General features: G+C 74.7%; 25 protein-coding genes and 1 pseudogene. 18 read left to right on the forward strand and 8 right to left on the reverse strand.

Translation table 11 applies throughout. From position 1 onward, the window contains the following. Nucleotides 1-10: 10 nt before the first annotated feature. A complete protein-coding gene (locus ACH4PY_RS12210; protein WP_398179649.1) occupies nucleotides 11-544 on the reverse strand; it encodes a GNAT family N-acetyltransferase in 534 nt (177 codons plus the stop codon). A 244-nt stretch (nucleotides 545-788) separates the two neighbouring features. Between ACH4PY_RS12210 and ACH4PY_RS12215 the strand changes: the two genes are divergently transcribed. The 8 genes and pseudogenes from ACH4PY_RS12215 to ACH4PY_RS12250 all read left to right on the forward strand — a co-directional run bounded on the left by ACH4PY_RS12215 (nucleotide 789) and on the right by ACH4PY_RS12250 (nucleotide 7,304). Continuing rightward, entirely contained in the window at nucleotides 789-1,340 is a 552-nt protein-coding gene (locus ACH4PY_RS12215; protein ID WP_398179652.1) for a DUF5134 domain-containing protein, read from the forward strand. A gap of 127 nt (nucleotides 1,341-1,467) precedes the next feature. Beyond that, complete coding sequence (locus ACH4PY_RS12220) at nucleotides 1,468-2,406, forward strand: M56 family metallopeptidase (RefSeq protein ID WP_398179655.1); 939 nt, start codon at nucleotides 1,468-1,470, stop codon at nucleotides 2,404-2,406. Between the two features lie 146 nt (nucleotides 2,407-2,552). Further along, entirely contained in the window at nucleotides 2,553-3,221 is a 669-nt protein-coding gene (locus tag ACH4PY_RS12225; RefSeq protein ID WP_398179658.1) for a TetR/AcrR family transcriptional regulator, read from the forward strand. A 190-nt stretch (nucleotides 3,222-3,411) separates the two neighbouring features. After that, nucleotides 3,412-3,631, forward strand: a pseudogene (locus ACH4PY_RS12230) (exo-alpha-sialidase); the annotation flags it as partial. Between the two features lie 96 nt (nucleotides 3,632-3,727). Then, a complete protein-coding gene (locus ACH4PY_RS12235) occupies nucleotides 3,728-4,405 on the forward strand; it encodes a uracil-DNA glycosylase (RefSeq protein WP_398179661.1) in 678 nt (225 codons plus the stop codon). A 26-nt stretch (nucleotides 4,406-4,431) separates the two neighbouring features. After that, nucleotides 4,432-5,268, forward strand: coding sequence for a phospholipid scramblase-related protein (locus ACH4PY_RS12240; RefSeq protein WP_398179664.1), 837 nt, complete (start codon nucleotides 4,432-4,434; stop codon nucleotides 5,266-5,268). Nucleotides 5,269-5,275: 7 nt separating this feature from the next. Next, entirely contained in the window at nucleotides 5,276-6,244 is a 969-nt protein-coding gene (locus ACH4PY_RS12245) for an N-acetylglucosamine kinase (protein WP_398179667.1), read from the forward strand. A gap of 166 nt (nucleotides 6,245-6,410) precedes the next feature. After that, nucleotides 6,411-7,304: a sirohydrochlorin chelatase gene (locus tag ACH4PY_RS12250; protein ID WP_398179670.1), complete on the forward strand. Its 894-nt coding sequence runs from the start codon at nucleotides 6,411-6,413 to the stop codon at nucleotides 7,302-7,304. A gap of 91 nt (nucleotides 7,305-7,395) precedes the next feature. Here ACH4PY_RS12250 and ACH4PY_RS12255 read toward each other — a convergent pair whose 3' ends face one another. After that, nucleotides 7,396-8,436 (reverse strand): lactonase family protein, encoded by a 1,041-nt coding sequence (locus tag ACH4PY_RS12255; protein ID WP_398179673.1) that lies wholly within the window; start codon nucleotides 8,434-8,436, stop codon nucleotides 7,396-7,398. 261 nt (nucleotides 8,437-8,697) lie between these two features. Between ACH4PY_RS12255 and ACH4PY_RS12260 the strand changes: the two genes are divergently transcribed. Then, nucleotides 8,698-9,240: an Lrp/AsnC family transcriptional regulator gene (locus tag ACH4PY_RS12260; protein WP_398180818.1), complete on the forward strand. Its 543-nt coding sequence runs from the start codon at nucleotides 8,698-8,700 to the stop codon at nucleotides 9,238-9,240. Here ACH4PY_RS12260 and ACH4PY_RS12265 read toward each other — a convergent pair. The 3 genes from ACH4PY_RS12265 to ligD all read right to left on the reverse strand — a co-directional run bounded on the left by ACH4PY_RS12265 (nucleotide 9,222) and on the right by ligD (nucleotide 11,989). Beyond that, entirely contained in the window at nucleotides 9,222-9,839 is a 618-nt protein-coding gene (locus tag ACH4PY_RS12265; protein WP_398179676.1) for a DJ-1/PfpI family protein, read from the reverse strand. The genes ACH4PY_RS12260 and ACH4PY_RS12265 overlap by 19 nt on opposite strands. A 59-nt stretch (nucleotides 9,840-9,898) precedes the next feature. Continuing rightward, nucleotides 9,899-10,882: a GlxA family transcriptional regulator gene (locus tag ACH4PY_RS12270; protein ID WP_398179679.1), complete on the reverse strand. Its 984-nt coding sequence runs from the start codon at nucleotides 10,880-10,882 to the stop codon at nucleotides 9,899-9,901. Between the two features lie 93 nt (nucleotides 10,883-10,975). Then, nucleotides 10,976-11,989 (reverse strand): non-homologous end-joining DNA ligase, encoded by a 1,014-nt coding sequence (ligD, locus tag ACH4PY_RS12275; RefSeq protein WP_398179682.1) that lies wholly within the window; start codon nucleotides 11,987-11,989, stop codon nucleotides 10,976-10,978. Between the two features lie 67 nt (nucleotides 11,990-12,056). Here ligD and ACH4PY_RS12280 point away from each other — a divergent pair, with 67 nt between their 5' ends. Continuing rightward, nucleotides 12,057-13,133: an ATP-dependent DNA ligase gene (locus ACH4PY_RS12280; RefSeq protein ID WP_398179686.1), complete on the forward strand. Its 1,077-nt coding sequence runs from the start codon at nucleotides 12,057-12,059 to the stop codon at nucleotides 13,131-13,133. A 43-nt stretch (nucleotides 13,134-13,176) separates the two neighbouring features. Here the strand turns inward: ACH4PY_RS12280 and ACH4PY_RS12285 are convergent, their stop codons facing one another. Then, nucleotides 13,177-13,599, reverse strand: coding sequence for a YjbQ family protein (locus ACH4PY_RS12285; RefSeq protein ID WP_398179689.1), 423 nt, complete (start codon nucleotides 13,597-13,599; stop codon nucleotides 13,177-13,179). 218 nt (nucleotides 13,600-13,817) lie between these two features. Here ACH4PY_RS12285 and ACH4PY_RS12290 point away from each other — a divergent pair, with 218 nt between their 5' ends. The 5 genes from ACH4PY_RS12290 (at nucleotide 13,818) to ACH4PY_RS12310 (ending at nucleotide 18,948) form a co-directional block, all read left to right on the forward strand. Further along, on the forward strand, nucleotides 13,818-14,630 hold the full coding sequence (locus tag ACH4PY_RS12290) for a glycoside hydrolase family 3 N-terminal domain-containing protein (RefSeq protein WP_398179692.1): 813 nt from the start codon (nucleotides 13,818-13,820) through the stop codon (nucleotides 14,628-14,630). Nucleotides 14,631-14,696: 66 nt separating this feature from the next. Beyond that, nucleotides 14,697-15,803, forward strand: coding sequence for an NAD(P)-binding domain-containing protein (locus ACH4PY_RS12295; protein WP_398179695.1), 1,107 nt, complete (start codon nucleotides 14,697-14,699; stop codon nucleotides 15,801-15,803). A gap of 147 nt (nucleotides 15,804-15,950) precedes the next feature. Next, on the forward strand, nucleotides 15,951-16,772 hold the full coding sequence (locus ACH4PY_RS12300; protein ID WP_398179698.1) for a (Fe-S)-binding protein: 822 nt from the start codon (nucleotides 15,951-15,953) through the stop codon (nucleotides 16,770-16,772). Then, complete coding sequence (locus tag ACH4PY_RS12305; protein ID WP_398179701.1) at nucleotides 16,769-18,292, forward strand: lactate utilization protein B; 1,524 nt, start codon at nucleotides 16,769-16,771, stop codon at nucleotides 18,290-18,292. Before ACH4PY_RS12300 ends, ACH4PY_RS12305 begins: the two co-directional genes overlap by 4 nt. Continuing rightward, nucleotides 18,289-18,948 carry a lactate utilization protein C gene (locus tag ACH4PY_RS12310; RefSeq protein ID WP_398179704.1) on the forward strand — a complete coding sequence of 220 codons (660 nt, stop codon included), beginning with the start codon at nucleotides 18,289-18,291 and terminating at the stop codon, nucleotides 18,946-18,948. Before ACH4PY_RS12305 ends, ACH4PY_RS12310 begins: the two co-directional genes overlap by 4 nt. Nucleotides 18,949-19,008: 60 nt before the next feature. On the opposite strand, the gene ACH4PY_RS12315 is transcribed toward ACH4PY_RS12310, so the two are convergent. Further along, nucleotides 19,009-20,823 carry an ABC transporter ATP-binding protein gene (locus ACH4PY_RS12315; protein ID WP_398179707.1) on the reverse strand — a complete coding sequence of 605 codons (1,815 nt, stop codon included), beginning with the start codon at nucleotides 20,821-20,823 and terminating at the stop codon, nucleotides 19,009-19,011. 97 nt (nucleotides 20,824-20,920) lie between these two features. On the opposite strand from ACH4PY_RS12315, the gene ACH4PY_RS12320 reads away from it, so the two are divergent. Then, a complete protein-coding gene (locus ACH4PY_RS12320; protein ID WP_398179710.1) occupies nucleotides 20,921-21,496 on the forward strand; it encodes a MarR family winged helix-turn-helix transcriptional regulator in 576 nt (191 codons plus the stop codon). A gap of 110 nt (nucleotides 21,497-21,606) precedes the next feature. Here ACH4PY_RS12320 and mscL read toward each other — a convergent pair whose 3' ends face one another. Next, nucleotides 21,607-22,050, reverse strand: coding sequence for a large conductance mechanosensitive channel protein MscL (gene mscL / locus ACH4PY_RS12325; RefSeq protein ID WP_398179713.1), 444 nt, complete (start codon nucleotides 22,048-22,050; stop codon nucleotides 21,607-21,609). 397 nt (nucleotides 22,051-22,447) lie between these two features. Here mscL and ACH4PY_RS12330 point away from each other — a divergent pair, with 397 nt between their 5' ends. Next, nucleotides 22,448-24,280 carry an ABC transporter transmembrane domain-containing protein gene (locus ACH4PY_RS12330; protein WP_398179716.1) on the forward strand — a complete coding sequence of 611 codons (1,833 nt, stop codon included), beginning with the start codon at nucleotides 22,448-22,450 and terminating at the stop codon, nucleotides 24,278-24,280. After that, a complete protein-coding gene (locus ACH4PY_RS12335) occupies nucleotides 24,277-26,058 on the forward strand; it encodes an ABC transporter ATP-binding protein (protein ID WP_398179719.1) in 1,782 nt (593 codons plus the stop codon). Before ACH4PY_RS12330 ends, ACH4PY_RS12335 begins: the two co-directional genes overlap by 4 nt. The last annotated feature ends 8 nt before the right edge of the window (nucleotides 26,059-26,066 follow it).

Below are 26,066 nucleotides of genomic sequence, written 5' to 3' on the forward strand. Positions count from 1 at the left end.
CGGGGACTCCTCAGAGCTTCTTGGTCAGCAGCTCGAACTCGAGGTCGTCGCGCGTCGGCTGCCCGAACCGCTCGTCGCCGTACGGGAACGGGCTCGTCCGCCCGGTGCGCTCGTAGCCGCGCCGCTCGTACCAGGCGATCAGGTCCTCCCGGACCGAGATCACCGTCATGTGCATCTCGGCGACGCCCCACTCGTCACGGGCGAACCGCTCCGCCTCCGCGATGATGACCTTGCCGAGACCGCCGCCCTGGAGCGTGGGCCGCACCGCGAACATCCCGAAGTACGCGTGCGCGCCCCGGTGCTCCAGCTGGCAGCAGGCAACCAGCTCCCCGTCGCGCTCCACCGCGACCAGCCGGCTGCCCGGGTTCTCGATCACCGCGAGCACACCCTCGGGATCGGTGCGCTGCCCGCCCAGGATGTCCGCCTCCGTCGTCCACCCGGCCCGGCTGGCGTCCCCCCGGTAGGCGGACTCGATCAGCGCGACCAGCGCGGGAACGTCTGCCGCGGTCGCGGCGCGGAATGTCGGCGAAGCGGCGGTGTCCATGACCACGCACACTATCCCGCCGCTCCCCCGCGCGACCCCGGGCCCTTCTCCCGAGCCGGGGAGGGCGCCACGCCCGCGCCGCGGCAGGGCAAGGCAGGGCAGGGCAACGCGCCCCCGGCGCGAAAGGGGTGGGTTCACACCCCTGGACGCCTCCGTGCGCTCGGGTGTGCGCCGCCGGGCGCGGGCAGGCTGGGGGTGGGCCGCCGGGTGGGGCGGGAGCGGGAGCCCGAGGGGGGTGGACGCGGTGCACGGACCGCCGGTGGTCGCGTGGTTACTGGTGGCGCTCAGCACGGCGACCGCGCTGTCGTGCGTGCTGCGCCGCGAAGCGCGGACGGAGGCCCTGCTCGGCACGGGCATGGCGCTCATGGCCGTGCCGCTCTCGGTGTACAAGCCGCCGCGCTGGAGCCCCGTGCTGCTCGCCGCCGTCTTCGCGGGCATAGCGGTGCACGTCCTGCGGCCCTCCGCGCACCGCGCGACGACGCACCGCATGCACCACTCGGTGTGCGCGGGCGCGATGGTCTACATGGCGGCGGCGACGGCAGGCGCGCACCCGGCGCACTCCGGCCACGCGGACCACATGGCGGGCGCGGCGATGGGCAGCCCGGTGGTGACGGGGCTGCTGCTGGCGTATTTCGCCGGCTACGTGCTGCACGCGGGCACCCGGCTGGTCGCCGTGGACGGCCGCCTGGCCGCGCCGCCCTCCGGCGCAATACGCCTGCGGCACGCCCCGGAGGTGGCGGCGGCGTGCCGCGTGGCCATGGCGATGGGCATGTTCGCGATGCTGCTGACGATGTGAGCCCCACCCTCTGTGTGCGCGACGGGGGGCCGTGTGGCACCTGGGACGGACGGGGTTGCGTGAGGGATACGTCACATCGCGTGCGGGCCGCACCCGCGGCCCGCCGCCCGCTCCTAGGGTGATCGTCATGACGGTCCCGTTCGTGCTGCTGGTCCTGGGCGCACTGACGGCGGCGATGGCGCCGCGCCTGCTGTCCCGTGCCGACTGGCCGGAACGCGAACCCGTGCTGGCCCTGTGGGTGTGGCAGTGCGTGGTCGCCGCCGTGCTGCTGTGCTGCCTGTCGGCACTGGCGCTGACGGCCTCCGCGGCGTGGGCCGCGGTGCGCGGCCATGTCTTCGCCTTCGCCCCGCACGGCGTCGTCGACGCGTACGGGCTGTCGGAGTACGGGCGCGGCGCCGCGGCGCTGGCCGTGATGCTGGCGCTCGGCGGGCTGTGGACGGTCGCCATGCTCACCCGTGAGGTGCGCGCCGCCCGCGGCAGGCGCCGGCGGCGCCGGGCGGAGCTGCGGGTGCGCTCGCCCCGACTGCCGGGCGAGGACGTGCCGCCGGGCGAGCGGCTGGTCGTCCTGGAGGACGCGCGTTCGGACGCCTGGTGGCTGTCGGGCGCCGAGCCGCAGCTGGTCATCACCACCACCGCTCTCCAGCGGCTCAAGGGCCGCCAGCTGGACGCCGTACTGGCGCACGAGCAGGGCCACATGCGCGCCCGCCACGACGTGCTGCTGCACTGCTCGGGCGCACTCGCGGGCGGCTTCCCGCAGGTTCCGGTCTTCGCCGCCTTCCGCGACCAGGTGCACCACCTGGTCGAGCTGGCGGCGGACGACACCGCCTCGCGCCGCGTGGGCCGGCTCACCACGGCCCTGGCCCTGGTGGAGCTGAACGAGGAGCGCGGGGTCTTCGGCCCGGCGCCGATGCCGCTCGCCGGGCTGCCCGGCCGGGTGCACCGGCTGCTGGACCCGGCCCCGCGGCTGCCGTTGGGACGCCGAGTGCGGATGAGCGCGTACGCCCTGCTCGTCCCGGTGGTCCCGCTGCTGATCGCCTTCGGCCCCGGTCTCAACGCGCTGACCTGATGGCGCCCCCGGAAGCGACGGCGGGCGCCGTCCCGGCGATCCCCCGCGTCGCCGGGACGGCGCCCGTCCTCTGCCCCGTGCGGACCCTGGTCCGGCGGGATGCGCTGAGTATATTGGCTCGGAGCCAGTCAACGCAGGAGTAAAGCATGTCCCCTCGGAGCGCTTCGGTCAATGAAGCGATGCGCAGGCGTTCCCGGGAACGGCTGTTGCGAGCCACCGTCGAGCTCGTGGAGGAGCGCGGCTACGAAGCGACCACGCTGGCCGACATCACCCAGCGCGCGGGGTCGGCCAGAGGCCTGGTCTCGTACTACTTCTCCGGGAAGCGGGCGCTGCTGCAGTCGGCCGTGCACCGGCTGATGGCCGACGAGCTGGCTGCCGCGCTGGAGTTCGAGCCGCGGACCGCGGACGGTCAGCAGCTGCTGGCGCGCGCCATCGACGGGATGCTCGGCATCAGCGTCCGGCACACCACGCTGATGCGCACGCACATGGCGGCGATCCTCCAGGAGGAGGGCTTCATCCAGTGCCCGGAGCAGCAGCGGCTGGCCCTGTTGCTGCGCGACACGGTCACCTGCTGGGGCGCCGACGACCCGGAGGAGGAGTACCGGCTGCTGCGCGCGCTGCTGATGGGCGCGACGGTGGCCATGCTGCTGCCGGGGGCGCCGATGCCGGTGCACCGGCTGCGGGCCGAGCTGTTCCAGCGCTACGACCTGGAGTGGGAGTGGGGCTTCCCGCCGCCGGAGCCCGCCGGGACCCCGGAGCCAGCCGGGACCTTGGGGCCCGCCGGTCCCGCCGCCGCCCCGGCAACGCCGGTCTGAGCCGCGGCGACAGGCGCCGTACGGGCGTTGTCAGTGGTGGGGTGCAGACTCTGTGATGCCGGTCATATGGGCACAGCGAAGGTGACACGCCATGGACGACGTGATGCTCGCGATGGGCACGCAGAAGGGGTTGCACCCGGCCGGGCCCGCGGCGCCCGACGTGGTGTGGACGGGGACCCGGCCGGGTGCGCTCTTCCGCTCGCGGGACGGCGGCTCGAGCTGGACGGCGCTCGCCGACGGCCTTCCGGAGGACCCGTCGCACGGGGTGGTGCTGCGCGGCGCCCTGTGTACCGACGACGCCGATCCGGGCAGGGTCTACTTCGTACGCGAGCGCCGACCAGGGCGACACCTGGGAGCCGGTCGCCGCACATCTGCCGGACGTGCTGTGCGTGCGGGCGGCCGTCGCGTAAGGGCCACGGGAGCGCGCGGACTGGCGGGGGCCGTGAGCCGCCGGGGCGCCGATCCCCGTCCGTGGCGGGCCTGTTGAGCCAGTAGAGTGACGGACTGTGACAGCACGACCGTTGAACGAGATTGTCGAGGCGGGCTGGGCGAAGGCGCTTGAACCCGTGGCGGACCGGATCGCGGCGATGGGGGGCTTCCTCCGCGCGGAGATTGCCGCGGGCCGCACGTACCTGCCGGCCGGACCGAACGTCCTGCGCGCCTTCCAGCAGCCCCTCGACGAGGTCAAGGTCCTCATCGTCGGCCAGGACCCGTATCCGACCCCCGGGCACGCGGTCGGCCTGAGCTTCTCGGTCGCGCCCGACGTGCGCCCGCTGCCCGGCAGTCTGGAGAACATCTTCCGCGAGTTGGGCGCCGACCTCGGGGTGCCCCGGCCGTCCAACGGCGACCTCACGCCGTGGACGCGGCAGGGGGTGCTGCTGCTCAACCGCGCGCTGACCACGGCGCCCCGGCGGCCGGCCGCACACCGCGGCAAGGGCTGGGAAGAGGTCACCGAGCAGGCGATCAGGGCGCTCGCCGCGCGGGACAAGCCGCTGGTCTCGATCCTGTGGGGACGCGACGCCCGCAACCTGCGCCCGCTGCTGGGCCGGCTTCCGGCGATCGAGTCCGCCCACCCGTCCCCGATGTCCGCCGACCGCGGATTCTTCGGTTCGCGCCCCTTCAGCCGGGCCAACGAGATGCTGCTGCAGCAGGGCGGACAGCCGGTGAACTGGCAGCTTCCCTGAGCGGCCGAAAACGGTACTCTGCCCGGGTGACAACGCATTCGAATACCCCGGCGGGCTGGTACGCGGACCCGCAAGGCACCCCGAACCTGCTCCGCTACTGGGACGGCGCCCAGTGGACCGAGCACACCAACCCCGGCCAGGTGCCCCAGCAGCAGGGCGGCGGCAGTGCCTGGGAGCTGAATGTCAGCCGTACCCCCGACCCGTCGAAGGTCCAGCACCAGGTGCAGCAGCAGGCCGGCGTGTCCCCGACGGGGTTCGGCGGCGGCACGCTGTTCACCGAGCCCGTCCTGGTGGTGAACCAGAAGGCCAAGCTGATCGAGCTGGTCAACGAGTACAGCGTCTTCGACCAGCACGGCAACACGCTGGGCTCGGTCGTCGAGGTCGGCCAGAGCACGGCGAAGAAGGTGCTGCGCTTCGTCTCCAGCGTCGACCAGTTCCTGACCCACAAGCTGGAGGTGCGGGACGCCCACGGCACCCCGCACCTGGTGCTGACCCGGCCGGCGAAGTTCATCAAGTCCAAGGTCCTGGTCCAGCGGGCCAACGGCGAGCCGCTCGGCGAGATCGTCCAGCAGAACGCCTTCGGCAAGATCCGCTTCGGCTTCATGTACAACGGCCAGCAGATCGGCGCGATCAAGGCGGAGAACTGGCGCGCCTGGAACTTCGCCATCGTCGACCACACCGAGACCGAGATCGCCCGGATCACCAAGACGTGGGAGGGCCTGGCCAAGACCCTGTTCACGACCGCGGACAACTACGTCCTGCAGATCCACCGGCCGCTCCAGGACCCGCTGCTGAGCATGGTCGTGGCCTCCGCCCTGACCGTGGACACCGCCCTCAAGCAGGACTCCCGCGGGCTCGGCTGAGCCCGGCATGACGCACTGGGTACTGGGGGTCGACTCGGGCGGCTCCGGGGTGCGGGTGGCCGTCGCCCGCGCCGACGGCTCGGGAGGCCCCGCGCCGGTCACGGCCGACCGCCCCGCGGTGACCGGCGAGCGCGGCATCGACGCGGCCAGCCTGCTCGACCGGGTGCTGCCGCTGGTGTCCGGGCTGCTGCGCGAGACGGGTGCCGAGTCGGTGACCGCGGCCTGCGTCGGCGCGGCCGGGATGGCGACACTCGGCGACGACCTGCGCGCCGTGCTGCCCGCCGCCCTCGGCGAGGCCTTCGGCGTGCGCACCCTGGCGCTGGCCGGGGACGCGGTCACCGCTTACGCCGGCGCACTCGGGCTGCGTCCCGGCGTGGTCGTCGCCGCCGGGACGGGGCTGATCGCGCTGGGCACCTCCGGGGACACCTGGCGGCGCGTCGACGGCTGGGGCCATCTGCTGGGCGACGCGGGCGGCGGTGCCTGGATCGGCCGCGCGGGACTGGACGCCGCGATGCGCGCGCACGACGGCCGGGCCGGCGGCTCGGACCCCCTGCTGGCCTGCGTGCGGGAGCGGTTCGGCCCGCCGGACACGCTCCCCGGCCTGCTCTACCCCCGTGCCGACCGGCCCGCGGTGCTGGCGTCCTTCGCGCCCGACGTGGCGCGCTGCGCCGCACAGGACCCGGTGGCCTCCGGCATCCTGCGGCAGGCGGCGCAGTACATCCTTGAGTCGGCCGCGGCGGCCCGCCCGCCGGGCGACGGAAGCGTCGCGGTGGGTCTGGCCGGAGGGCTCTTCCGGATGGGCGAGCCGCTGCTCACGCCGCTGCGCGACCAGGCGGAGTGGCTGCTGCCCGACGCCGTCCTGGTGCCCGCGGCGGGCGACCCGCTGGACGGCGCGCTGATGATCGCCGGCGCCCTGCACGCCGGTTCGCCGTCGTTGCCGTGCGACGGTGCGCTGCTGACCGTCAGCAGCCGCTGACCGGGCGGTGGCAGAACGGTCGCCGCTGCTCAGACGCATACGATGACCGCCTTCTGACGGTCGGTGACGGCCTGCGCGGCAACGGAAACGGACAGTTCAGGACAGGCCGCACCGTCCCGCACCCGGCTGGACGGCCGAGCGCCGCGAGGCGTTAGCATGCCACGCCATGAGCACTACCACAGGCGGTCCCGCCTCCGGTCTCCCTGTTCGCATGCCGCGCCCGCGCCAGACCGGACGGCACCGCCGGCCCGAGGCGCTCTCCGCGCCCGAGGGCGCCCCGGTGCTGGTCCTCGCTGTTCCCGGCACTCCGTCGACAGCCGCGCTGAGCCTGGCCGAGGAGGTCGTCAGCATCGCGCGTTCCGAGCTGTCCGGGCTCGACCCGCGGGTCGGCTTCGTGGACGGGACGGACGCCGAGGACGCCGAATTCCCCTCGCTGCGCAGCGTGCTGGACCAGGTGGCGGTCGAGCGCGCCGGTGAGGACGTCTCCGCGGTCGTGGTGCCGCTGCTGGCCGGCCCCGAGGCGTCGGTGCTGCGCCGTGTGCGGCAGGCCGTGGCCGACAGCAAGGCCCAGGTGGAACTGACCGAGGTGCTGGGCCCGCACCCGCTGCTCGCCGAGGCGCTGCACGTGCGGCTGTCCGAGGCGGGGCTGGCGCGCGCCGACCGGGCCCGGCTCTTCACGGTGGCGACCGCCGCGGACGGCATCATTCTCGCCACCGTCGGCGGCGAGGAGGCCGCGCAGGCCGCCGGGGTGACCGGGCTGCTGCTCGCCGCCCGGCTCGCGGTGCCGGTACTCGCGGCCGCGCTCGACGAGGACGGCTCCATCGCGTCCGCCGCCGAGCAGCTGCGCTCCTCCGGCTCCGGCACGCTGGCGCTCGCGCCGTGCCTGATCGGTCCGGAGATCGCCCCGCAGGTGCTGCACACCGCCGCCGAGGAGGCGGGCTGCTCCGCCGCCGACGCGCTGGGCCCCTACCCGGCGGTCGGCAAGCTGGTCGTCACGCAGTACGCGGCGGCGCTGGGCCTGGCGATGCCGCAGCAGGGCAGCGGCGTGCCGATGCGCTGACCGGGCCCTGCACCGCGTCCGCGGGGCAGGCGGTCCCGGGCCGGGGCCGCCCGCCCCGCGCTGTCGGCGAGCGGCCCGGGGCAAGGCGGGTTCAGCGGAAGACGACACAGGACGCGGCGGGCACGTCGAGCGAGCCGGCCTGCTTGGGGATGCCGGTGGCCGGGTCGACGTCGAACCAGGTGACGTCGCCCGAGCGCTCGTTGGCCGCGTAGAGCCGGGTGCCCTCGGGGTCGAGGGTGAGGTGGCGCGGCCAGTCGCCGCCGCAGCTGACGGTGTCGAGGAGTTCGAGCCGCTCGCCGCCGTCGTGCACGGCGAGCACCGCGATGCTGTTGTGGCCGCGGTTGGCGGCCCAGGCGAAGCGCCCGTCGGCGGAGACCACGAGTTCGGAGGGGTAGTTCTCGCCGTCGGTCCCGTCCGGCAGCACCCGGGTCTCGGACAGCGGGCGCAGGCTGCCGCGTTCGGCGTCCCAGCCGCACACGGTGACCACGGAGTCCAGCTCGTTCATGACGTACGCGTGCCGCCCGTCCGGGTGGAAGGCGAGGTGCCGCGGGCCGATGCCGGAGCGCAGGCCGAGTTCGCGCTCGATCTCCAGCTCGCCGGTGGCGGTGTCGAGTTCGCACACCCGCAGCGAGTCGGTGCCGAGGTCCACGCTGACCGCCCAGCGGCCGGCCGGGTCGGGCAGCACGGCGTGCGCGTGCGGGCCCTCCTGGCGCTGCTGGTTGGGGCCGTCGCCCTCGTGCTCCAGCACCGAGCGCAGCCCGTCGAGCCCGCCGTCGGCGCGGATCGCGAGCACGCTGACGCTGCCGGGCGCCGAGTAGTTGGCGGTCAGCAGGTGGCCCTGGTGGACGGCCAGGTGGGTGGGCGAGCCGCCGTGCACCGCGACGGGCGCGCCGATGAGCGCGGGCGCGGCCGGGTCGGCGAGCGAGAAGGCGGCGGCTGCGCCGTCCGGGTCGGTCTCGCTGACCGTGTAGAGCGTCCCCCCATCGGGGGACACCACCAGGAAAGACGGGTTGACCACGTCGGCGGTGGCGCCCAGCGCGGTGAGCGCTCCCGTCCCCGGGTCGACGGCGGCCGTGGTGAGGCCGCGCCCGCCCCCTGAGGTGAACGAACCGATGTATGCGTGCCCGGCCACTGCCGTACCTCTTCCGCCTGATGTCTGTACGGCGGCCGAGAGTAGTGCCTCGCGGCGGCCGCGTCGCGCGCGGGGGCTGTCTGCGGCCTGCCGGTGGCACCCCGACGCGGCGGCTGTCGGGGGCCGTTGGGCGGCGCGGGCGGCCGTTCGCGGCGGTGATGGCTCAAAGTAGCCGGTCCGCCGGGGGCCGTCAGTACGGTGATCATGAGATCCCCGGCGATCACCACGGTCGCCCACGCCCGCGAGGAGTACGGCCGCACCATGCCCTTCGACGCCCTGGACGCCCGCATAGTGCGGCTGATGCTCGACCAGCCCCGTACGAGCGTCCGCGGATACGCCCGCATCCTGGGCGTCGCCCGCGGCACCTTGCAGGCCCGCCTGGAGCGGCTGGAACGCGACGGGGTCATCACCGTCGCGGGCCCGCGGGTCTCCCCCGCCGCGCTGGGCCATCCGGTGCTGGCCTTCGTGCGGTTGGAGGTCGCCCGCGGGCATCTGGACGAGGTGGGCGCGGCGCTGGCCGCGGTGCCGGAGATCGTCGAAGCGTTCTCGGTCGCGGGTGGTGGCGGCGATCTGCTGACCCGGGTGGTGGCGCGCGACAACGCGCATCTGGAGGCGGTCATCCAGCGGCTGGGCCGGCTGCCGGGCGTGGTGCGGATCCGTACCGAGATAGCCCTGAGCGAGCGGGTCGCGCACCGGCTGCTGCCGCTCGTGGAGTCGCTGGCGGCCGAGCAGGGCCCGGCCGTGCCGGAGGAGGACGGGACGGCGGCGCCGCCCGGGGAGGGCGGTCAGCGGGCCGCCAGGTAGTCCTTCGCGGCCTGCGGGGCCTTGCTCCAGGAGCCCGCGTCGAAGGGCGGCTGCGGGTCGTACTCGATCGCGAGCTGGCAGGCCTGGGCCGCGACCGGGCCCGCGATCAGCTCGGTGAGCCGCAGTGCCATGTCGATGCCGGCGGAGACCCCGGCCGCGGTGACGATCCGGCCCTGCTCGACGACCCTCTGCCCGGTGGGGACGGCCCCGTAGGACGCCAGCAGTTCCGTCGCGCTCCAGTGGGTCGTGGCGCGCAGTCCGGCGAGCAGTCCGGCGGCGCCCAGCAGCAGCGAGCCGGTGCACACCGAGGTGGTCCAGGCGGTGGTGGCGTGGACGGCGCGGATCCAGTCGAGCAACTCCGGGTCGCCGGTGCCCGCGCGGGCGCCGGGACCGCCGGGGACCACCAGGACGTCGGCGGCGGTGATGTCGGCGAACGACGCGGCGGCGGTGAGGACGAGCCGTCCCGCGCCGTCGGTGACCGGTCCCGGGGCCGCGGCGGCGAAGACGACGTCGGCGTCCGGCAGGTTGCGCAGGACCTCGTAGGGGCCGACGGCGTCGAGCGCCGTGAAACCGTCGAAGAGCGGGAGGACGATACGCATGGCGGGGTGCCTTTCCTGGCCGGTGCAGCGGTGGGTGGGGTCCCGGGGGTGACGCGGGTTCAGCCCCTGACGGTGTGGGGCGCGAAGCGCCGCCGGTACTCGCCGGGCGTCACCCGTACGGCGCGTTTGAAACTGCGGTGCAGCGTGGCCACGGTGCCGTAGCCGCAACTGCGCGCGACGGCGTCCAGCGGTGTGCCGGTGGACTCCAGCAGCCGGCGGGCCGCCTCGACGCGGGCGCTCTCGACGTACGCGGCGGGGGTGCGCCCGGTCTCGGCGCGGAAGACGCGGGTGAAGTTGCGTTCGCTCATCCCGGCCCTGGCGGCGAGCGCGGGCACGCCGAGGTCGTCGCCGAGGTGGTCGGCGATCCAGTCCAGCACCTCGCGCAGCGGCTGCCGGACCGGCCGCTGGGCGGCGAGCTGCGCGCTGAACTGCGCCTGGCCGCCGGGACGCTGCACGAACATCACCAGCTGCCGGGCGATGGCCCGCGCCACCTCGGGCCCGTCGTCGGCCTCGACCATGGCGAGGGCGAGGTCCATCCCGGCGGTGACACCCGCGGACGTCCACAGGTCGCCGTCCCGTACGAAGATCGGGTCGGGGTCGACGACGGCCGCCGGGTACCGCTCGGCGAGCAGCGCGCACGACGACCAGTGGGTGACCGCCCGCCGCCCGTCCAGCAGCCCGGCGGCGCCCAGCAGGAAGGCGCCGCTGCACACCGAGGCGGTGCGCCGGGCCCGGCGCGCGGTACGGGCGAACCAGTCGACGAACTCACCGTCCGCGCAGGCCTCGTGGACGCCAGCGCCGCCGACGGCGACGAGGGTGTCCACCGGGCCGGTGAACTCGCGGGCCGTCCGGGTCGGGGAGACCGCGAGGCCGCCGCTGGAGGCGACCGGGCCGGGTGCCGCGGCCACCGTGGTCACCGCGACTCCCGGCCTCCCGGCACGCTCGGCCCGCCGCCCGGCCTGCACGAAGACCTCGTGCGGCCCGGCGAGGTCGAGCATCTGGAAGCCGGGGAAGACGGCGAAGACGACATTCCGGCGGGTCATGCGTCCATCCTGGGCGGGCTGCTCCGGTGGCGGCAAGGACAGCCGTGTGACGATTTCCGCCACACAACACCGCACGGGGGGCGCCCCGCGGTGTCAATCTGCGGGCTTGCGCGCCCGGCTCGGCTGGACGCGCCGGGGCTCGCCCTTCATCTTCGGGTGCTCGGGCGGGTACGGGAGGTCGCCGAGGCCGTGCTCACGCTCGTCGCGGTCGGCGAGGTCCAGGGCCGCGTCGAGGCGAAAGGCGTGCTCGTCCATGTCGGCATGCAGGTCGCCCAGCTCGGCGTACCGGGCGGGCATGGTGACCAGGTCGAAGTCGGCCGGGGCGACCTCGGTCAGCTCCTCCCAGCGCAGCGGCGCGGACACCGGGGCGTGCGCGAAGGGGCGTACGGAGTACGCGCTGGCGATCGTGCGGTCGCGCGCCGTCTGGTTGTAGTCGACGAAGATCTTCTCGCCGCGCTCCTCCTTCCACCACGCCGTGGTGATGTGCCCGGGGTCGCGCCGCTCCAGTTCGCGGGCCACCGCGATGGCCGAGCGGCGCACCTGGACGAACGTCCACTCGGGCGCGATCGGCACGAAGACGTGCAGCCCGCGCCCGCCGGAGGTCTTGGGCCAGCCCCGCAGGCCCAGCCCGTCCAGCACCTCGCGCAGCCGCAGGGCGGCGCGCACGGCGTCGGCGAAGTCCGTGCCGGGCTGCGGGTCGAGGTCGATGCGCAGCTCGTCGGGGTGCTCGGTGTCGCCGCGGCGGACCGGCCAGGGGTGGAAGGTGAAGGTGCCGAGGTTGGCCGCCCACAGCACGGCGGCCACCTCGGTGGGGCAGATCTCGTCGGCGTAGCGGCCGCTGGGGAAGGCGATCCGGCCGGTCGGGATCCAGTCCGGGAGGTTCTTGGGGGCGCGCTTCTGGAAGAACGACTCGCCCTCGACGCCGTCGACGTAGCGCTCCATGGTCGTGGGGCGGTCGCGGAGCGCCCGCAGGATCCCGTCGCCCACGGACAGGTAGTAGCGCACCAGGTCGGCCTTGGTCAGGCCGCGTTGCGGGAAGTAGACCTTGTCCGGGTGCGAGACGCGCACGGTGCGCTCGCCGACGGTCAGCTCCAGCGTCTCTGCCATGCCTCCCACGCTAGGCCGGACGGGCCGCCACCGCGCCCGGGGCGCCGGCCGCGCGCACAATCGGACCATGGACCTGCCGGTGATGCCCCCAGTGCAGCCGATGCTCGCCAAGCCCGCGAAGACCATTCCGCCGGGCATGCAGTACGAGGCGAAATGGGACGGTTTCCGGGCCGTCGTCTTCCGCGACGGCGACGAGATCGAGCTGGGCAGCCGCTCCACCAAGCCGCTCACCCGGTACTTCCCCGAGGTGGTCGAGGCGCTGCGGAGCCGGATCCCGCGGCGCTGCGTGCTGGACGGCGAGATCGTCATCGCCCGGGACGGGCGGCTGGACTTCGACGCGCTGCTGGAGCGCATCCACCCGGCCGAGTCACGGGTACACCATCTGGCGGAGGTGACGCCCGCGGCCTTCGTCGCCTTCGATCTGCTCGCCCTGGACGACCGGTCGCTCATGGAGGAGCCGCAGAGCGCCCGCCGGGAGGCGCTGACGGCGGCGCTGCGGGACGCGGACGCGCCGGTCTTCACCGCGCCCGCCACCACCGACCCGGCGCTCGCCGGGGACTGGTTCGACCGCTTCGAGGGCGCGGGCCTGGACGGCATCGTGGCCAAGCCGCCGCAGCTGCCCTACCGGCCCGGGGAGCGGGTCCTGGTCAAGGTCAAGCACGAGCGCACCGCGGACTGCGTGGTCGCCGGCCTGCGCCAGCACAAGAGCGGCCCCGTCGTGGGCTCGCTGCTGCTCGGCCTGTACGACGGCGCGGGCCGCCTGCAGCACGTCGGCGTCTGCGCGTCCTTCCCGATGCGGCGCCGGGCGCAGCTCATGGAGGAACTGGCGCCGCTGCTCATGGAGTCGGTGGCCGGGCACCCGTGGCAGGACTGGACGAGCGAGGAGGCGCAGGGGACGAGCCGGCTCCCCGGCGGCCCGAGCCGCTGGACGGGCAAGAAGGACCTGTCGTGGCTGCCGCTGCGCCCCGAGCGCGTCCTGGAGGTCGCCTACGACCACATGCAGGGGGACCGCTTCCGGCACACCGCGCAGTTCCGCCGCTGGCGGCCGGACCGTGAGCCGGAGCAGTGCACGTACGCCCAGTTGGAGGAGCCGGTGCGCTACGACCTGGCGGACTTCCTGGCCACCGGGCGGCCCGGGGGCTGACGGCTTCCGGGCGGGGCCGCGGGCGCCCGGTGCGCGGCCCTCTTCAGCCGAGGAAGCTCAGCCGGACCTGGCGGCGGGGGTTGTCGCGGTTGGTGTCGACCAGCACCACCGACTGCCAGGTGCCCAGCTCCAGGGCGCCGCCGAGCACCGGGAGGGTGGCGTGCGGCGGGACGAACGCGGGCAGCACGTGGTCGCGGCCGTGGCCGGGGGTGCCGTGCCGGTGGCGCCAGCGGTCGTCGGCGGGGAGCAGGTCGCGCAGGGCGGCCAGCAGGTCGTCGTCGCTGCCGGCGCCGGTCTCGATGATCGCGACCCCCGCTGTGGCGTGCGGCACGAAGACGTTGAGCAGGCCGTCGCGGCCCCCGGCGGCCTCCCGCAGGAAGGCCGCGCACTCCTGCGTCAGGTCGTGCACGGTCTCTGCCGAGCCGGTGGCCACGTCGATCACACGGGAACGGAAGCGATCACCCATACGGCCATTGTGCACCGCCCGCCGCGTCCGCTCACCCGGGGTACGGCCGCCCGGCGGCGGGCCGTTGGGGGCGTCCGGCGCGTTGTGCGGGGCGGCCGGACGCCCGAGGGGCTGGTCGGCGGGGGGATCGTTGCCGGGACCGGGGATTGGTCTGTACCATTCTGCGGACCCGGACCACCGTCCGGCCCAAGCCCGCGGCCCGGAGGGGGGCATTCGCGTTGCGCCGGCTCACCGCACTGGTCGACTCCTGCCTGCTGCCCACCGTACGGGGACGCGGCGGCCGACTGCCCGACTGGATCCTGCACAGCCTGGAGAACGGCGCCCCCGGCGCCGCCGTGGACGCCCAGGGCACGGCCGCCCGCGCGACGGCGCAGGCCCTCAAGGCGGCGCTGCCGGACGCCCTCACCGGCCATGCGGGCCCGCCGCCGGTCCGCCGCCCGGAGCACCCGGCCCGCACCGACGGCTGCGCGGCGGCGGCCGAACTCGTCGCGGCGGGCGCCAACCTGCACCTGGCCGTGCACCCGGGCGCGCGGGCCGACGACACCCGGGTCTTCGTCACCGACCTCCAGACGCACGGCGTCGCCGCCGCCCTCGGCCCCTTCACCGCGGGCGACGCGACCAGCCTGCGGCCCTTCGCGGAGGGCGCCGCGGCGGGCGTACGGGCCATCACCGCGGGCCACGCGCCCGCGCCCGGGGACGAGGAGGTGCCCGCGATGCTCAGCGCCCGCGCGGTCACCGGCGTGCTGCGCGGCGAGCTGGGCTACCGCGGGGTCGTGCTGAGCGAGTCGCTCGACCGGCCGGCCATCGTCGACGGCTGGGGCGTACCGGGCGCCGCGGTACTGGCCTGGATCGCCGGGGTGGACCTGGTGCGCCTCGGACCGTCGAGCGGCGCGGGGGTGCGGGACGCGATCCACGCCGCCGCGGCGCGGGCGGTGGCGGACGGCGACCTCCCGCAGCAGCGGCTGGAGGAGGCGGCCGAACGGGTGGCCCGGCTGCGCCGCTGGGCGTCCGAGCCCCGGATGCCGGAGTAGGTCCCCGGGAGCGGGGCCGCCGCCGGGCCCGGGAAGCATTGCCGGGCCCGCACCGTTGCCGTCTGCATGGACGATGCGGTGCGCGAGGTCGAGGTGGCGGTGGTCGGCGCGGGGCAGGCCGGGCTGTCGGCCGGGTATTTCCTGCGCCGGTCCGGGCTGGAGCCGGGCGCCGGCTTCGTCCTGCTGGACCACTCCCCCGGGGCCGGCGGCGCCTGGCAGTACCGCTGGCCCTCGCTGACCTACGGCAAGGCGCACGGGGTGCACGAGCTGCCGGGCATGCCGCTCGGCGAGGCGGACCCGCGGCGGCCGTCGGCCGAGGTGGTGGCCGGGTACTTCGCCGCCTACGAGCAGCGGTTCGACCTGCGGGTGCGCCGCCCGGTGGACGTCACCGCGGTGCGCGACGGCGGCGGGCGGCTGCTGGTGGAGACGGACGCGGGCACCTGGGCGGCGCGGGCGCTGGTCAACGCGACGGGCACCTGGGACCGGCCCTTCGTGCCGTACTACCCCGGGCAGGAGACCTTTCTCGGCCGCCAGTTGCACACGGCCGGCTACCCGGGGGCCGCGGAGTTCGCGGGCCGCCACGTGGTCGTGGTCGGCGGCGGCACCTCGGCCGTCCAGCTGCTGATCGAGCTGGCGGAGGTGGCGCGCACGACGTGGGTGACACGGCGTCCGCCGGTCTTCCGCGACACGCCGTTCGACGAGGACTGGGGGCGCGAGGCGGTGGCGCGCGTCGAGGAGCGGGTACGCCGGGGGCTGCCGCCGCAGAGCGTGGTGAGCGTGACCGGGCTCGCGGCGACCGAGTCGGTGCGGCAGGCCGCGGACCGCGGCACACTGCGCCGCCTGCCGATGTTCGACCGCGTCACACCGCACGGGGTGGCCTGGGACGGCGGCGACACGCTCGACGCCGACGTGATCTTGTGGGCGACCGGTTTCCGTGCCGCGCTCGACCACCTCGCGCCGCTGCGGCTGCGGGAGCCGGGCGGCGGCGTGCGGGTGGCGGGGACCCGGGTCGTCAAGGACCCGCGGATCCACCTGGTCGGGTACGGGCCCTCAGCCAGCACCATCGGCGCCAACCGCGCGGGCCGCACCGCCGTGCGCGAGATCCGCGCACTGCTCGACGGACGGGCACCGGGGCCCTCCGCCGCGCCCCCCGCGCTCCAACCCGCCCGCTGAGCAGGGAACGGGCGCTTCTCGCCACTTCTGCCACGCCGACGCAATAAACATCGGATGTCTCCTTCCCCCGGGAGGCAGACTGCGGCAGTATGGGCGCATGCGTGATCGAGATCAGCCCGGCCCGCGCCGGTGCGGCGCGGAGGACCCATGCGTGTAGCGCTTTTCGTGACCTGCGTGAACGACCTGCTCTACCCCGGCACCGGGCAGGCGACGGTCCGTCTGCTGGAGCGGCTGGGCGTGACGGTGGACTTCCCCGCCGCCCAGTCGTGCTGCGGGCAGCCGCAGTTCAACACCGGCTACCGGCGCGAGACCGAGCCCCTGGTGCTGCGCATGGCGGCGGCCTTCGACGGCTACGACCGCGTCGTCACCCCCTCCGGCTCCTGCGCGGCCATGGTGCGCGACAACTACCCGCGGATCGGCGCGAAGGCGAAGGCCGAGGGCCGCGGCGACGGCCTGGAGCGGGCCGCGGCGGCGCTGGCGGCCAAGACCTACGAACTCACCGAATTCCTGGTCGACGTGCTGGACGTCACGGACGTGGGCGCGTACTTCCCGCACACGGTGACCTACCACCCCTCCTGCCACGGGCTGCGCATGCTGGGGCTGGGCGACCGGCCGCGCAGGCTGCTCGACGCCGTGGCGGGCCTGGAGCTGCGCGAGCTGCCGGGCTCCGAGGAGTGCTGCGGCTTCGGCGGCACCTTCGCCGTCAAGAACCCGGACGTCTCGGCCGCGATGGGCCGCGACAAGACGGCCAACGCGCTCGGCACCGGCGCCGGGCTGCTGTGCGGGGCGGACAACTCCTGCCTGATGCACCTGGACGGCATCCTGCGCCGGGACGAGGCGCCGATGCACACCGTGCACCTGGCCGAGGTGCTGGCCTCGACCCGCGAGGAGCCGTACCGGCCGCCCGGGACGCGGCCGCGGCACATTGCGCGGGAGAAGTCCGACCGAAGGACGGAAGAGGTCCGATGAACTCCACCTACCTGGGCCTGCCGACCTTTCCGCGGGCCGCCGCGCCCGCGACCAGGGACACCCAGCTGCGGGCGAACCTGCGGCACGCCACCCACACCATCCGCGCCAAGCGCGCCGCCGCGGTCGCCGAACTTGGCGACTGGGCCGAGCTGCGTGCCGCGGGCGCGGCCGTCAAGGACCACACCCTGCGGCACCTGGACCACTACCTGCTCCAGCTGGAGTCCACGGTGACCGCCGCGGGCGGCACCGTGCACTGGGCCGCCGACGCCGCCGACGCCAACCGGATCGTGACCCGGCTCGTCCAGGAGACCGGCGAGCGCGAGGTCGTCAAGGTCAAGTCAATGGCCACGCAGGAGATCGAGCTCAACGAGGCACTGGCCGAGGCGGGCATCACCGCGTACGAGACCGACCTGGCCGAGTTGATCGTGCAGCTCGCCGACGACCGCCCGTCGCACATCCTGGTGCCGGCGATCCACAAGAACCGGCGGCAGATCCGCGACACCTTCACCGAGCAGATGGGCCGCTGGGGCAGGCCCGCCCCCGAGGGCCTCGGCGACAGTCCGGGCGAGCTCGCGGAGGCGGCACGGCTGCACCTGCGGGAGAAGTTCCTGCGGGCCAAGGTCGCGGTGTCCGGCGCCAACTTCATGGTCGCCGAGACCGGCACGGTGGTCGTCCTGGAGTCCGAGGGCAACGGCCGGATGTGCCTGACCGTGCCGGAGACCCTGATCACCGTCGCCGGCATCGAGAAGATCGTGCCCACCTGGCGGGATCTGGAGATCTTCCTGCAGACGCTGCCACGGTCCTCCACCGCCGAGCGCATGAATCCGTACACCTCGATGTGGACGGGCACCACCGACGGCGACGGCCCGGGTACCTTCCACCTCGTCCTGCTGGACAACGGCCGCACCGACACCCTCGCCGACGCCACCGGACGGCAGGCGCTGCGCTGCATCCGCTGCTCGGCCTGCCTCAACGTCTGCCCGGTGTACGAACGGGCCGGCGGCCACGCGTACGGCTCGGCCTACCCCGGTCCGATCGGCGCCATCCTCACCCCGCAGCTGCGCGGCACGGGCACCGCGCTGGACGCCTCGCTCCCCTACGCCTCCTCCCTGTGCGGGGCGTGCTACGAGGTCTGCCCGGTGGCCATCGACATCCCCGAGGTGCTGGTGAGCCTGCGCGAACGGGTCGTGGAGGGCGGCGAGGTCACCCGGGCGGGCACCCGTACCACGATCAGGCCCGCCAAGGGGCACGCGGCCGAACGCGCCGCGATGCGTGCCGGGCGCTGGGCCCTGGACCACCCGGCGGCCTGGCGCACCACCCAGCGGCTCGCGCAGGGCACCCGGGCGCTGCACCCGCGGCGGCTGCCCGGCAGGACGGCGAAGGCCTGGACGGCGAGCCGCGAACTGCCCGAGCTGCCGGGCCGGTCCTTCCGCGAGTGGTGGCGGCAGCGCGAACAGCGGGCGGGCGCAGGCCCGGCGGAGACGGGGCACGGCGACGGACCGAAGGGCGGTCAGCAGTGAACGGGGACAGCCGCGCCGAGATCCTGCGCCGGGTGCGCCAGGCCCTGGCGGTCACCTCCGACGGCGGCGCCCCGGGCGGGGAACCCCCGGAGCGCGGTTATCTGACGGTGCACGCGGAGCGGACCGCGGACGAGCGGGTGGACCTGCTCGCCGAGAACCTCACCGACTACCGCGCCGCGGTGCACCGCACCGACGCCGCGGGCCTGCCCGCGACGATCGCCCGGCTGCTGGCCGAGCACGGCTCGCGCAGCGTCGTCGTCCCGGAGCGGGCCCCACGCGGGTGGCTGCCCGAGGTCGAGGCGGCCGGTATCGAGGTCCTGAACGACGGCACACCATTGCCGGCCGCCCGGCTGGACACGGTCGACAGCGTCGTGACCGGCTGCGCGGTGGCGGTCGCCGAGACCGGCACGATCGTCCTGGACGCGGGCCCGGACCAGGGACGGCGGCTGCTCACGCTCATCCCCGACCACCATGTGTGCGTGGTGCGGGTGCCCGAGCAGGTCGTCGACTCGGTGCCGCAGGCGCTGCCGCGGCTGGACCCGGCCCGGCCGCTCACCTGGATCTCCGGTCCCTCGGCGACCAGCGACATCGAGCTGAGCCGGGTGGAGGGCGTCCACGGCCCCCGCACCCTCGACGTGGTGCTGGTGACGCCGTAGCGGCCCGCCCCGATGCCGGGGCTGGTCGAAGCGGTCACGGCCGCACCGCGGTCAGGGCGCTCACGGCGCGGCCGTCGCCATCTGCGTGTCGCGCCGGACCAGGGCGGCGTAGCGGCCGCCGGCGGCGAGGAGTTCGTCGTGCGTGCCGCGCTCGACGATCTGTCCGGCGTCGAGCACCACGATCTGGTCGGCGTCGCGGATCGTGGACAGCCGGTGCGCGATGGTGATGGTGGTGCGGCCCGCGGAGAGGGTGTCGATGGCGTCCTGGACGGCCTGCTCGGTGCGGGTGTCCAGGGCGCTGGTCGCCTCGTCGAGGATCAGCACCGGCGGGTCGCGCAGGATGGTGCGGGCGATGGCCAGCCGCTGCTTCTCACCACCGGAGAAGCGGTAGCCGCGCTCGCCCACCATGGTGTCGTAGCCGTCCGGGAGTCCGGTGATGTGGTCGTGGATCTGGGCGGCCTTCGCCGCGGCGTGGATCTCGTCGTCGGTGGCGTCCGGCTTGGCGAAGCGCAGGTTCTCCGCGACGGAGGCGTGGAAGAGGTAGGTCTCCTGGGAGACGACACCGACGGCGGCCGCGAGGGTGCCGAAGGTCAGGTCGCGCACGTCCGTGCCGTCGAGGGCGACGCGGCCCGCGGTGACGTCGTAGAGCCGGGGCACCAGGTAGCTCAGGGTGCTCTTGCCGGATCCGGTCGCGCCCACCACGGCGAGGCTGCCGCCCGCGGGCACGGTCACGTCGATGCCGCGCAGCGTGGGACCCGCGCCGGAGTCGGGGTCGTAGGAGAAGTCCACGCCCTCGAAGGCGACCTCGCCGCGGACCTCGTCCAGGGCGCGCGCGCCGGGCCGCTCGGTGATGTCGATCGGCAGGTCGAGGTATTCGAAGATGCGCTGGAAGAGCGCGAGCGAGGTCTGCACCTGCACGCCGGTGGCCAGCAGCGAGATGGTGGGCCGGAAAAGGCCCTGCTGGAGCGAGACGAAGGCGACCAGGGTGCCGATGGAGACGGCGGGACCGCCGTGGCCGGTGGTCAGGCCCGCCGCCCAGTACAGCAGCGCGGGCATCGCCGACATCACGATGCCGATGACGGCCATCCGCCAGCGGCCCTGCATGTTGGAGCGCACTTCGAGATCGACGAGCCGTTCGGACTCGGTGGAGAAGTCGCGGGTCAGGGAGTCGGCGCGGCCCATTGTGCGGCCGAGCAGGATGCCGCTGACCGACAGCGACTCGGTGACGATCGCGGACATCGCCGCCATCTGCTTCTGCCGCTCGGTGGCGATCTTCTTGCGCTCGCGGCCGACCCGGCGGGCGATCCACACGAACACCGGGAGCAGCACGAGCGAGACGATCGTCAGCCGCCAGTCGAGCGCGGCCATGGCCACGACCGAGGCGATGACCGCGGTGGCGTTGGAGACCAGCGAGGTCGCGGTGGAGGTGACGGTGGCCTGCATGCCGCCGATGTCGTTGGCGATGCGCGACTGCACCTCACCGGTGCGGGTGCGGGTGAAGAAGGCCAGCGACATGCGCTGGAGGCGGGAGTAGACGGCGGTGCGCAGATCGTGCATGACGCGCTGGCCGACGGTGGTGGAGATCAGGGTCTGCAGGACGCCGAAGACGCCGTTGGCGACCGCGGTGGCGATCATGCCGAGGGCGAGCAGGCTCAGCAGGCCGGTACGGCCCTGCGGGATGGCGGTGTCCAGGATCGCCCGCAGCAGGAACGGCGAGGCGACGGACACCAGCGAGGACAGGGCGACGAGCAGGCCCACGACGGCCAGCCGGCCGCGGTAGGGGCGGAACAGGCGGACGATGCGGCGGACGTCGGTGGGCTTGCCGGACTTCTTCTTCGGTGGGGTCCACCGGTCGGTGAGATCGTCGGGGCGCAAGGGACTCCTCGGGGGACGGCAGCAGGACTCTCGATGGAGAGTGTAGGTCATTGTTACCTATGCTCACAATGAACCTTGTTCTGCTACGCTGTATTCCATGGAGACCCGCACCGCCGAGCCCGCCACGGACACCCCGCACGAGCCGGTGCCCACGGCGTCGCCCGCGACCGGGCCCATCCCCCCGCGCACGGCACCGGCCGCGGCGTCCGACCGGACCGACGACGTCACCGCGAAGCTGTCCGACCAGCTGCTGGGCCTCAGCCGCCGCCTGCACCGCGCGCAGCGCCACCGGCTGGAGCCGCTCGGCATCACCCCGGCGCAGGCGCGGCTGCTGCGGGCCCTGTCGCACTGGGACGCGCACGGAGCCGAACCGCCCCGGATGGCCGACCTGGCGCAGCGCCTGGAAGTGGTGCCGAGGGCGGTGACGACCCTGGTGGACGCGCTGGAGGAGCGCGAACTGGTGCGCCGGGCGCCCGACCCGTCCAACCGCCGGGTGATCAGGATCGAGCTGACCGACGGCGGGCGGGGCGCGGTGCGGGAGCTGCGGCAGGCGCGCCGCACGGCGGCCGCGGAGATCCTCGCGCCGCTGGACGACGACGCGCGCGCCGCGCTCACCCGGCTGCTGGCCGTGCTCGACCAGGAGGAGCCGGAGAGCGCGAGCCCCCCGCGCTGAGGCGGACCCGCCCCTCCCCATGACACGGGGGCTGTGGGGGCTCCGGGGTTGCGGACCCCCGGAGCCCCCACAGCCCCCGTACCGCGTGTCCGGCGACGCCGGACGGGCGGCTACTTCTCCAGGTCCGGCGTGCCGTCCTGCGCCGGGACCACGGTCTGCGGTATCTGCGCGGTGCAGGCGCTGCACCGCTTGGCGGCCGCCGGAACGGCGGTCAGGCACTCCGGGCACTCGCGCATCGGCGCGCTCGCGGCCTTGGGGAAGAACCGCTCCTGCATACGGTTCATGGGCAGCACGACCAGGAAGTAGATCACCGCCGCGACGATGACGAAGCTGATCGTGGCGTCGATGAAGACCCCGTACGGGAAGGTGACGCCCGAGGCGTGGAAGGTCCTGGCGCTGAAGTCGCCGGTCGCGCCGCTGACCAGGCCCACGACGGGCGTGAGGAACGCCTTGACGAAGCCGTTGACCAGCGCGGTGAAGGCGGCGCCGATGACGATACCGACGGCGAGGTCGACGACGTTGCCGCGGAGCAGGAAGGCGCGGAAGCCCTTCATGGGTGGGGGTCCCCTCTGTGGATCACGAGCGGTCGAAGACCACAGTGTGCCCGCTCCTGCCCCGTACGGGTGAACCGGGCGGCCCGCCGTCCGCTTCACCCCCTTGCGTCCGCCGCCGGCGCTTTCGCCGCCGGTGGGCGGCCTGCGGCGGGCGGGGCAGCGGTCGCGGGCGGGGTTCCGGCGGAGCCCTCCGGACGGCGGAAAACCTGTTGACCCCGCACCGGCGGCTTCGCGAAGGTTGCACGGTTCGGGACCGTACTCGGGACGCTTTCCGCCGTTCCGCCCCGGATTCCCGCCCGCCGGATCGTCCACGCCCGCGGCGGTACCGCCCGACCGCGGAACCGTCCGCCGTGGAACCACCCGTGCCCGCCACCCGCCGCTCCGACCCCAGGACATCATGCCGTCCCTACGCGACCTTCCGCTGTCCGATCCCGGTGTCCCCGACGTCCGTTCCGGAACGCGTTTCCTGCTCTGGCTGGAGATACGGCAGTGGCGCGGCCAGCTGCTCGCCACCGCCTGGGGGACCCTGCACCTGGCCGCGGTGGCGACCTTCCCTGTGCCCGTCGGCCTGGCCGTGCAGGCGGTCGTCGACCACTCGGGCCGCCGGCTCGCGGCGGCCGGCGCCCTGATGCTGCTGCTCGGGGCGCTCACCGCGCTCGGCGACACGATGCTGCACCGCACCGCGGTGACGAACTGGATCAGCGTCGCCGCCCGCGTCCAGCAACTGCTGGCCCGCAAGACCGTCGAGCTGGGCGCGGTGCTCACCCGGCGTGTCGCGGCGGGCGAGGTGGTGGCGGTGAGCACCGGCGACGTGGAAAAAATCGGATGGTTCGTCGAGGCCCTTGCGCGCTTCACCTCCGCGCTGCTGGCCACCGTGGGGGTGACCGTCGCCCTGCTGGTCTACCGGCCCGAGCTGGGCGGCATCGTCGCCGCCTCCGTGCCCGTTCTGGCCCTCGCCGCGCTGCCGCTGCTGCCCACGGCGACGCGGCGCGCCGACGCCCAGCGGGAGAAGGCGGGCAAGGCCACCGAGCTGGCGTCCGACACCGTCGCGGGGCTGCGGGTGCTGCGCGGCATCGGCGGCGAGGAGCTCTTCCTCGACCGCTACCGGCGCGCGTCGCAGCAGGTACGTGCCGCCGCCGTGCACAGCGCCCGGATGTGGGCGCTGATCAGCGCGGTGCAGACACTGCTGCCCGGACTGCTGCTGGTCGGCGTGGCCTGGTACGGCGCCCGGCTGGCGCTCGACGGGCAGATCACGGCGGGCGAGCTGGTCACCGTGTACGGCGCGGTGGGCTTCCTGCTGATGCCACTGCGCAACTTCGAGGAGATCGCGATGGCCTGGTCCTTCTCCCGGCCTTCGGCGAAGCGCGCGGCCCGGGTGCTGGCGCTCTCCAGGAACGCGGCCGCGCCCTCCGGCGGGACGCCCGACACCGGCGCGACCGCACCCACCGGTGACCTGTGCGATCCGCTGACCGGGCTGTGCGCCCCGCACGGCCTGCTCACCGCCGTGGTGTGCGGCGACCCGGACGCCGCGGGGCGGCTGGCCGACCGGCTGGGCGGCCACAGCCCGTCGGGGGAGGACGGCGAGCCCTCCGCGACGCTGGGCGGGCAGCCGCTCGACGCGCTGCCGCTGGCGGTCGCGCGCGCCGCCGTCCTGGTGCAGGACAAGGATCCGGTGCTGCTGTCGGGCACCCTCGCCGAACTGCTCGCGGTGCCGTCCTCCGGGCGCGTCGCACCGGACGAGGCACTGGCGGCGGCCCAGTGCGGGGACGTGCTGGAGTCCCTGGTGCAGTCGCTGCCGGAGACGGAGGCCGAGCCCGATCCGATGCGGGCCAGGATCACCGAGCGCGGCAGGTCGCTGTCCGGCGGCCAGCGGCAGCGGCTGGCCCTGGCCCGCTCACTGGTCGCCGACCCCGGGGTGCTGGTGCTGGACGAGCCGACGTCGGCGGTGGACGCGCACACCGAGGCGCGGATCGCCCGCGGCCTCGGGGCGGTACGGGCGGGCCGCACGACCGTCGTCCTCACCTCCAGCCCGCTGGTGCTCGACCGGGCCGACCGGGTGGTCCTTCTCGACGGCGGCACCGCGGTGGCCACCGGGCGCCACCACGACCTGCTGCGCACCGACCCCCGCTACCGCGCCGTGGTCACCCGGGAGCCCGACGCGGGCACCGCCGACCGCGGCGCCCTCCCCGCCCCCGCGCACCCGACCGTCCCGATGGAGGAGTCCGCATGATCGGCGTGCGACCGCCGGAGCACGATCCGGCCGCACCGCAGCAGAGCAGCACCCTTCCAGTGGGCTCGCCCGCGACGGTGCGCGCGTACGTCCGCGAGCTCGCCCGCCGCCACCGCCGCGCCTTCCTGCTGCTGGTGGGCGTCAACACGGTGTCGGTGCTGGCCTCGATGGTGGGCCCCTACGTGCTGGGCGGGATGGTCCAGGACCTGTCCGACGGGGGAGGGGACGTGCGCCTCGGGCGGGCGGTGGCCTTCTTCCTGGCCGCGCTGGTGGTGCAGGCGTTCTTCGTCCGCCTGGTGCGGCTGCGCGGCGCGATGCTGGGCGAGCGGATGCTGGCCGACCTGCGCGAGGACTTCCTGGTGCGCTCGGTGTCGCTGCCGCCCGGCGTGCTGGAGCGGGCGGGAACGGGCGACCTGCTCTCCCGGATCACGACCGACATCGACCGGCTGGCCAACGCGATGCGCGAGGCGGTGCCGGAGCTGGCGATCGCCGTGGTGTGGGCGGCCCTGCTGCTGGGCGCGCTCTGCGTGACCTCGCCGCCGCTGGCCCTGGCCGTCCTGGTGGCCCTCCCGGTCCTGCTCGTCGGCGCCCGCTGGTACTACCGGCGGGCCCCGCAGGGCTACCGTTCCGAGGCCGCGGGGTATGCCGCCGTCGCCGCGGCACTCACCGAGTCGGTCGACGCGGGCCGCACCATCGAGGCGCACGGGCTCGGCAGCCGCCGTGAGGAGCTGTCGCGGACCCGGATCGGGCAGTGGGTGGCCTGGGAGCGCTACACGATGTGGCTGCGCACCGTCCTCTTCCCGGTGATCAACGCGACCCACGTGCTGGTGCTGACCTCGGTCCTGATGATCGGCGGCACCTTCGCACTGCACGGCTGGGTGACCGCGGGCCAGCTGACCACCGGTGCCCTCTACGCCGAGATGCTGATCAACCCGGTCAACATGATCCTGCGCTGGTACGACGAGCTGCAGGTCGCCCAGGTCTCGCTGGCCCGCCTGGTCGGCGTCCGCGAGATCGAGGAGCAGGCGGGCGACGAGCGGATCTCCCCGCTCGGCCGCGAGGTCGAGGCCGAGCGGGTGCGCTTCGGCTACCGCGCGGGCAGCGACGTGCTGCACGACGTCAGTCTGCGCGTGACGCCGGGCAGCCGGGTCGCGCTGGTCGGGCCGTCGGGTGCGGGCAAGTCGACCCTGGGCAGGCTGCTGGCCGGGATCTACGCCCCGCGCACCGGCGAGGTCACGCTCGGCGGCGCGCAGCTCGCCCGGATGCCTGCCGAACGCGTCCGCGCGCACGTGGCACTGGTCAACCAGGAGCACCACGTCTTCGTCGGGACGCTGCGTGACAACCTGCTGCTGGCCAGGGCGGCTGCGGCCGACGGCGAGCTGTGGGAGGCGCTGCGGGCGGTGGACGCCGAGGAGTGGGCGACGGGGCTGCCCGGCGGCCTGGACACCGAGGTCGGCTCCGGCGGCTCGGTCCTCACCCCGGCGCAGGCGCAGCAGCTCGCGCTGGCCCGGCTGGTGCTGGCCGACCCGCACACGCTGGTGCTGGACGAGGCCACCTCGCTGCTGGACCCGCGCGCCGCGCGCCATCTGGAGCGTTCGCTGTCGCGGGTGCTGGACGGCCGCACGGTCGTCGCCATCGCCCACCGACTGCACACGGCGCACGACGCCGACGTGATCGCGGTGGTCGAGGACGGCAGGATCAGTGAGCTGGGCAGCCATCACCAGCTCGTCGCCGCGGACGGCGCCTATGCCGCCCTGTGGCGCTCCTGGCACGGCTGACGTGCCCG

It is taken from the genome of Streptomyces sp. NPDC021224 (genome assembly GCF_044332905.1).
In the GTDB taxonomy this organism is placed as follows: domain Bacteria; phylum Actinomycetota; class Actinomycetes; order Streptomycetales; family Streptomycetaceae; genus Actinacidiphila.

Coding starts and splice junctions, on each gene's coding strand:
- ACH4PY_RS12210 (WP_398179649.1), bottom strand. CDS start 544: ATGGACACCGCCGCTTCGCCGACATTCCGCGCCGCGACCGCGGCAGAC.
- ACH4PY_RS12220 (WP_398179655.1), top strand. CDS start 1,468: ATGACGGTCCCGTTCGTGCTGCTGGTCCTGGGCGCACTGACGGCGGCG.
- ACH4PY_RS12225 (WP_398179658.1), top strand. CDS start 2,553: ATGTCCCCTCGGAGCGCTTCGGTCAATGAAGCGATGCGCAGGCGTTCC.
- ACH4PY_RS12245 (WP_398179667.1), top strand. CDS start 5,276: ATGACGCACTGGGTACTGGGGGTCGACTCGGGCGGCTCCGGGGTGCGG.
- ACH4PY_RS12250 (WP_398179670.1), top strand. CDS start 6,411: ATGAGCACTACCACAGGCGGTCCCGCCTCCGGTCTCCCTGTTCGCATG.
- ACH4PY_RS12260 (WP_398180818.1), top strand. CDS start 8,698: ATGCCCTTCGACGCCCTGGACGCCCGCATAGTGCGGCTGATGCTCGAC.
- ACH4PY_RS12265 (WP_398179676.1), bottom strand. CDS start 9,839: ATGCGTATCGTCCTCCCGCTCTTCGACGGTTTCACGGCGCTCGACGCC.
- ACH4PY_RS12270 (WP_398179679.1), bottom strand. CDS start 10,882: ATGACCCGCCGGAATGTCGTCTTCGCCGTCTTCCCCGGCTTCCAGATG.
- ligD (WP_398179682.1), bottom strand. CDS start 11,989: ATGGCAGAGACGCTGGAGCTGACCGTCGGCGAGCGCACCGTGCGCGTC.
- ACH4PY_RS12280 (WP_398179686.1), top strand. CDS start 12,057: ATGGACCTGCCGGTGATGCCCCCAGTGCAGCCGATGCTCGCCAAGCCC.
- ACH4PY_RS12285 (WP_398179689.1), bottom strand. CDS start 13,599: ATGGGTGATCGCTTCCGTTCCCGTGTGATCGACGTGGCCACCGGCTCG.
- ACH4PY_RS12295 (WP_398179695.1), top strand. CDS start 14,697: ATGGACGATGCGGTGCGCGAGGTCGAGGTGGCGGTGGTCGGCGCGGGG.
- ACH4PY_RS12300 (WP_398179698.1), top strand. CDS start 15,951: ATGCGTGTAGCGCTTTTCGTGACCTGCGTGAACGACCTGCTCTACCCC.
- ACH4PY_RS12305 (WP_398179701.1), top strand. CDS start 16,769: ATGAACTCCACCTACCTGGGCCTGCCGACCTTTCCGCGGGCCGCCGCG.
- ACH4PY_RS12320 (WP_398179710.1), top strand. CDS start 20,921: ATGGAGACCCGCACCGCCGAGCCCGCCACGGACACCCCGCACGAGCCG.
- mscL (WP_398179713.1), bottom strand. CDS start 22,050: ATGAAGGGCTTCCGCGCCTTCCTGCTCCGCGGCAACGTCGTCGACCTC.
- ACH4PY_RS12330 (WP_398179716.1), top strand. CDS start 22,448: ATGCCGTCCCTACGCGACCTTCCGCTGTCCGATCCCGGTGTCCCCGAC.
- ACH4PY_RS12335 (WP_398179719.1), top strand. CDS start 24,277: ATGATCGGCGTGCGACCGCCGGAGCACGATCCGGCCGCACCGCAGCAG.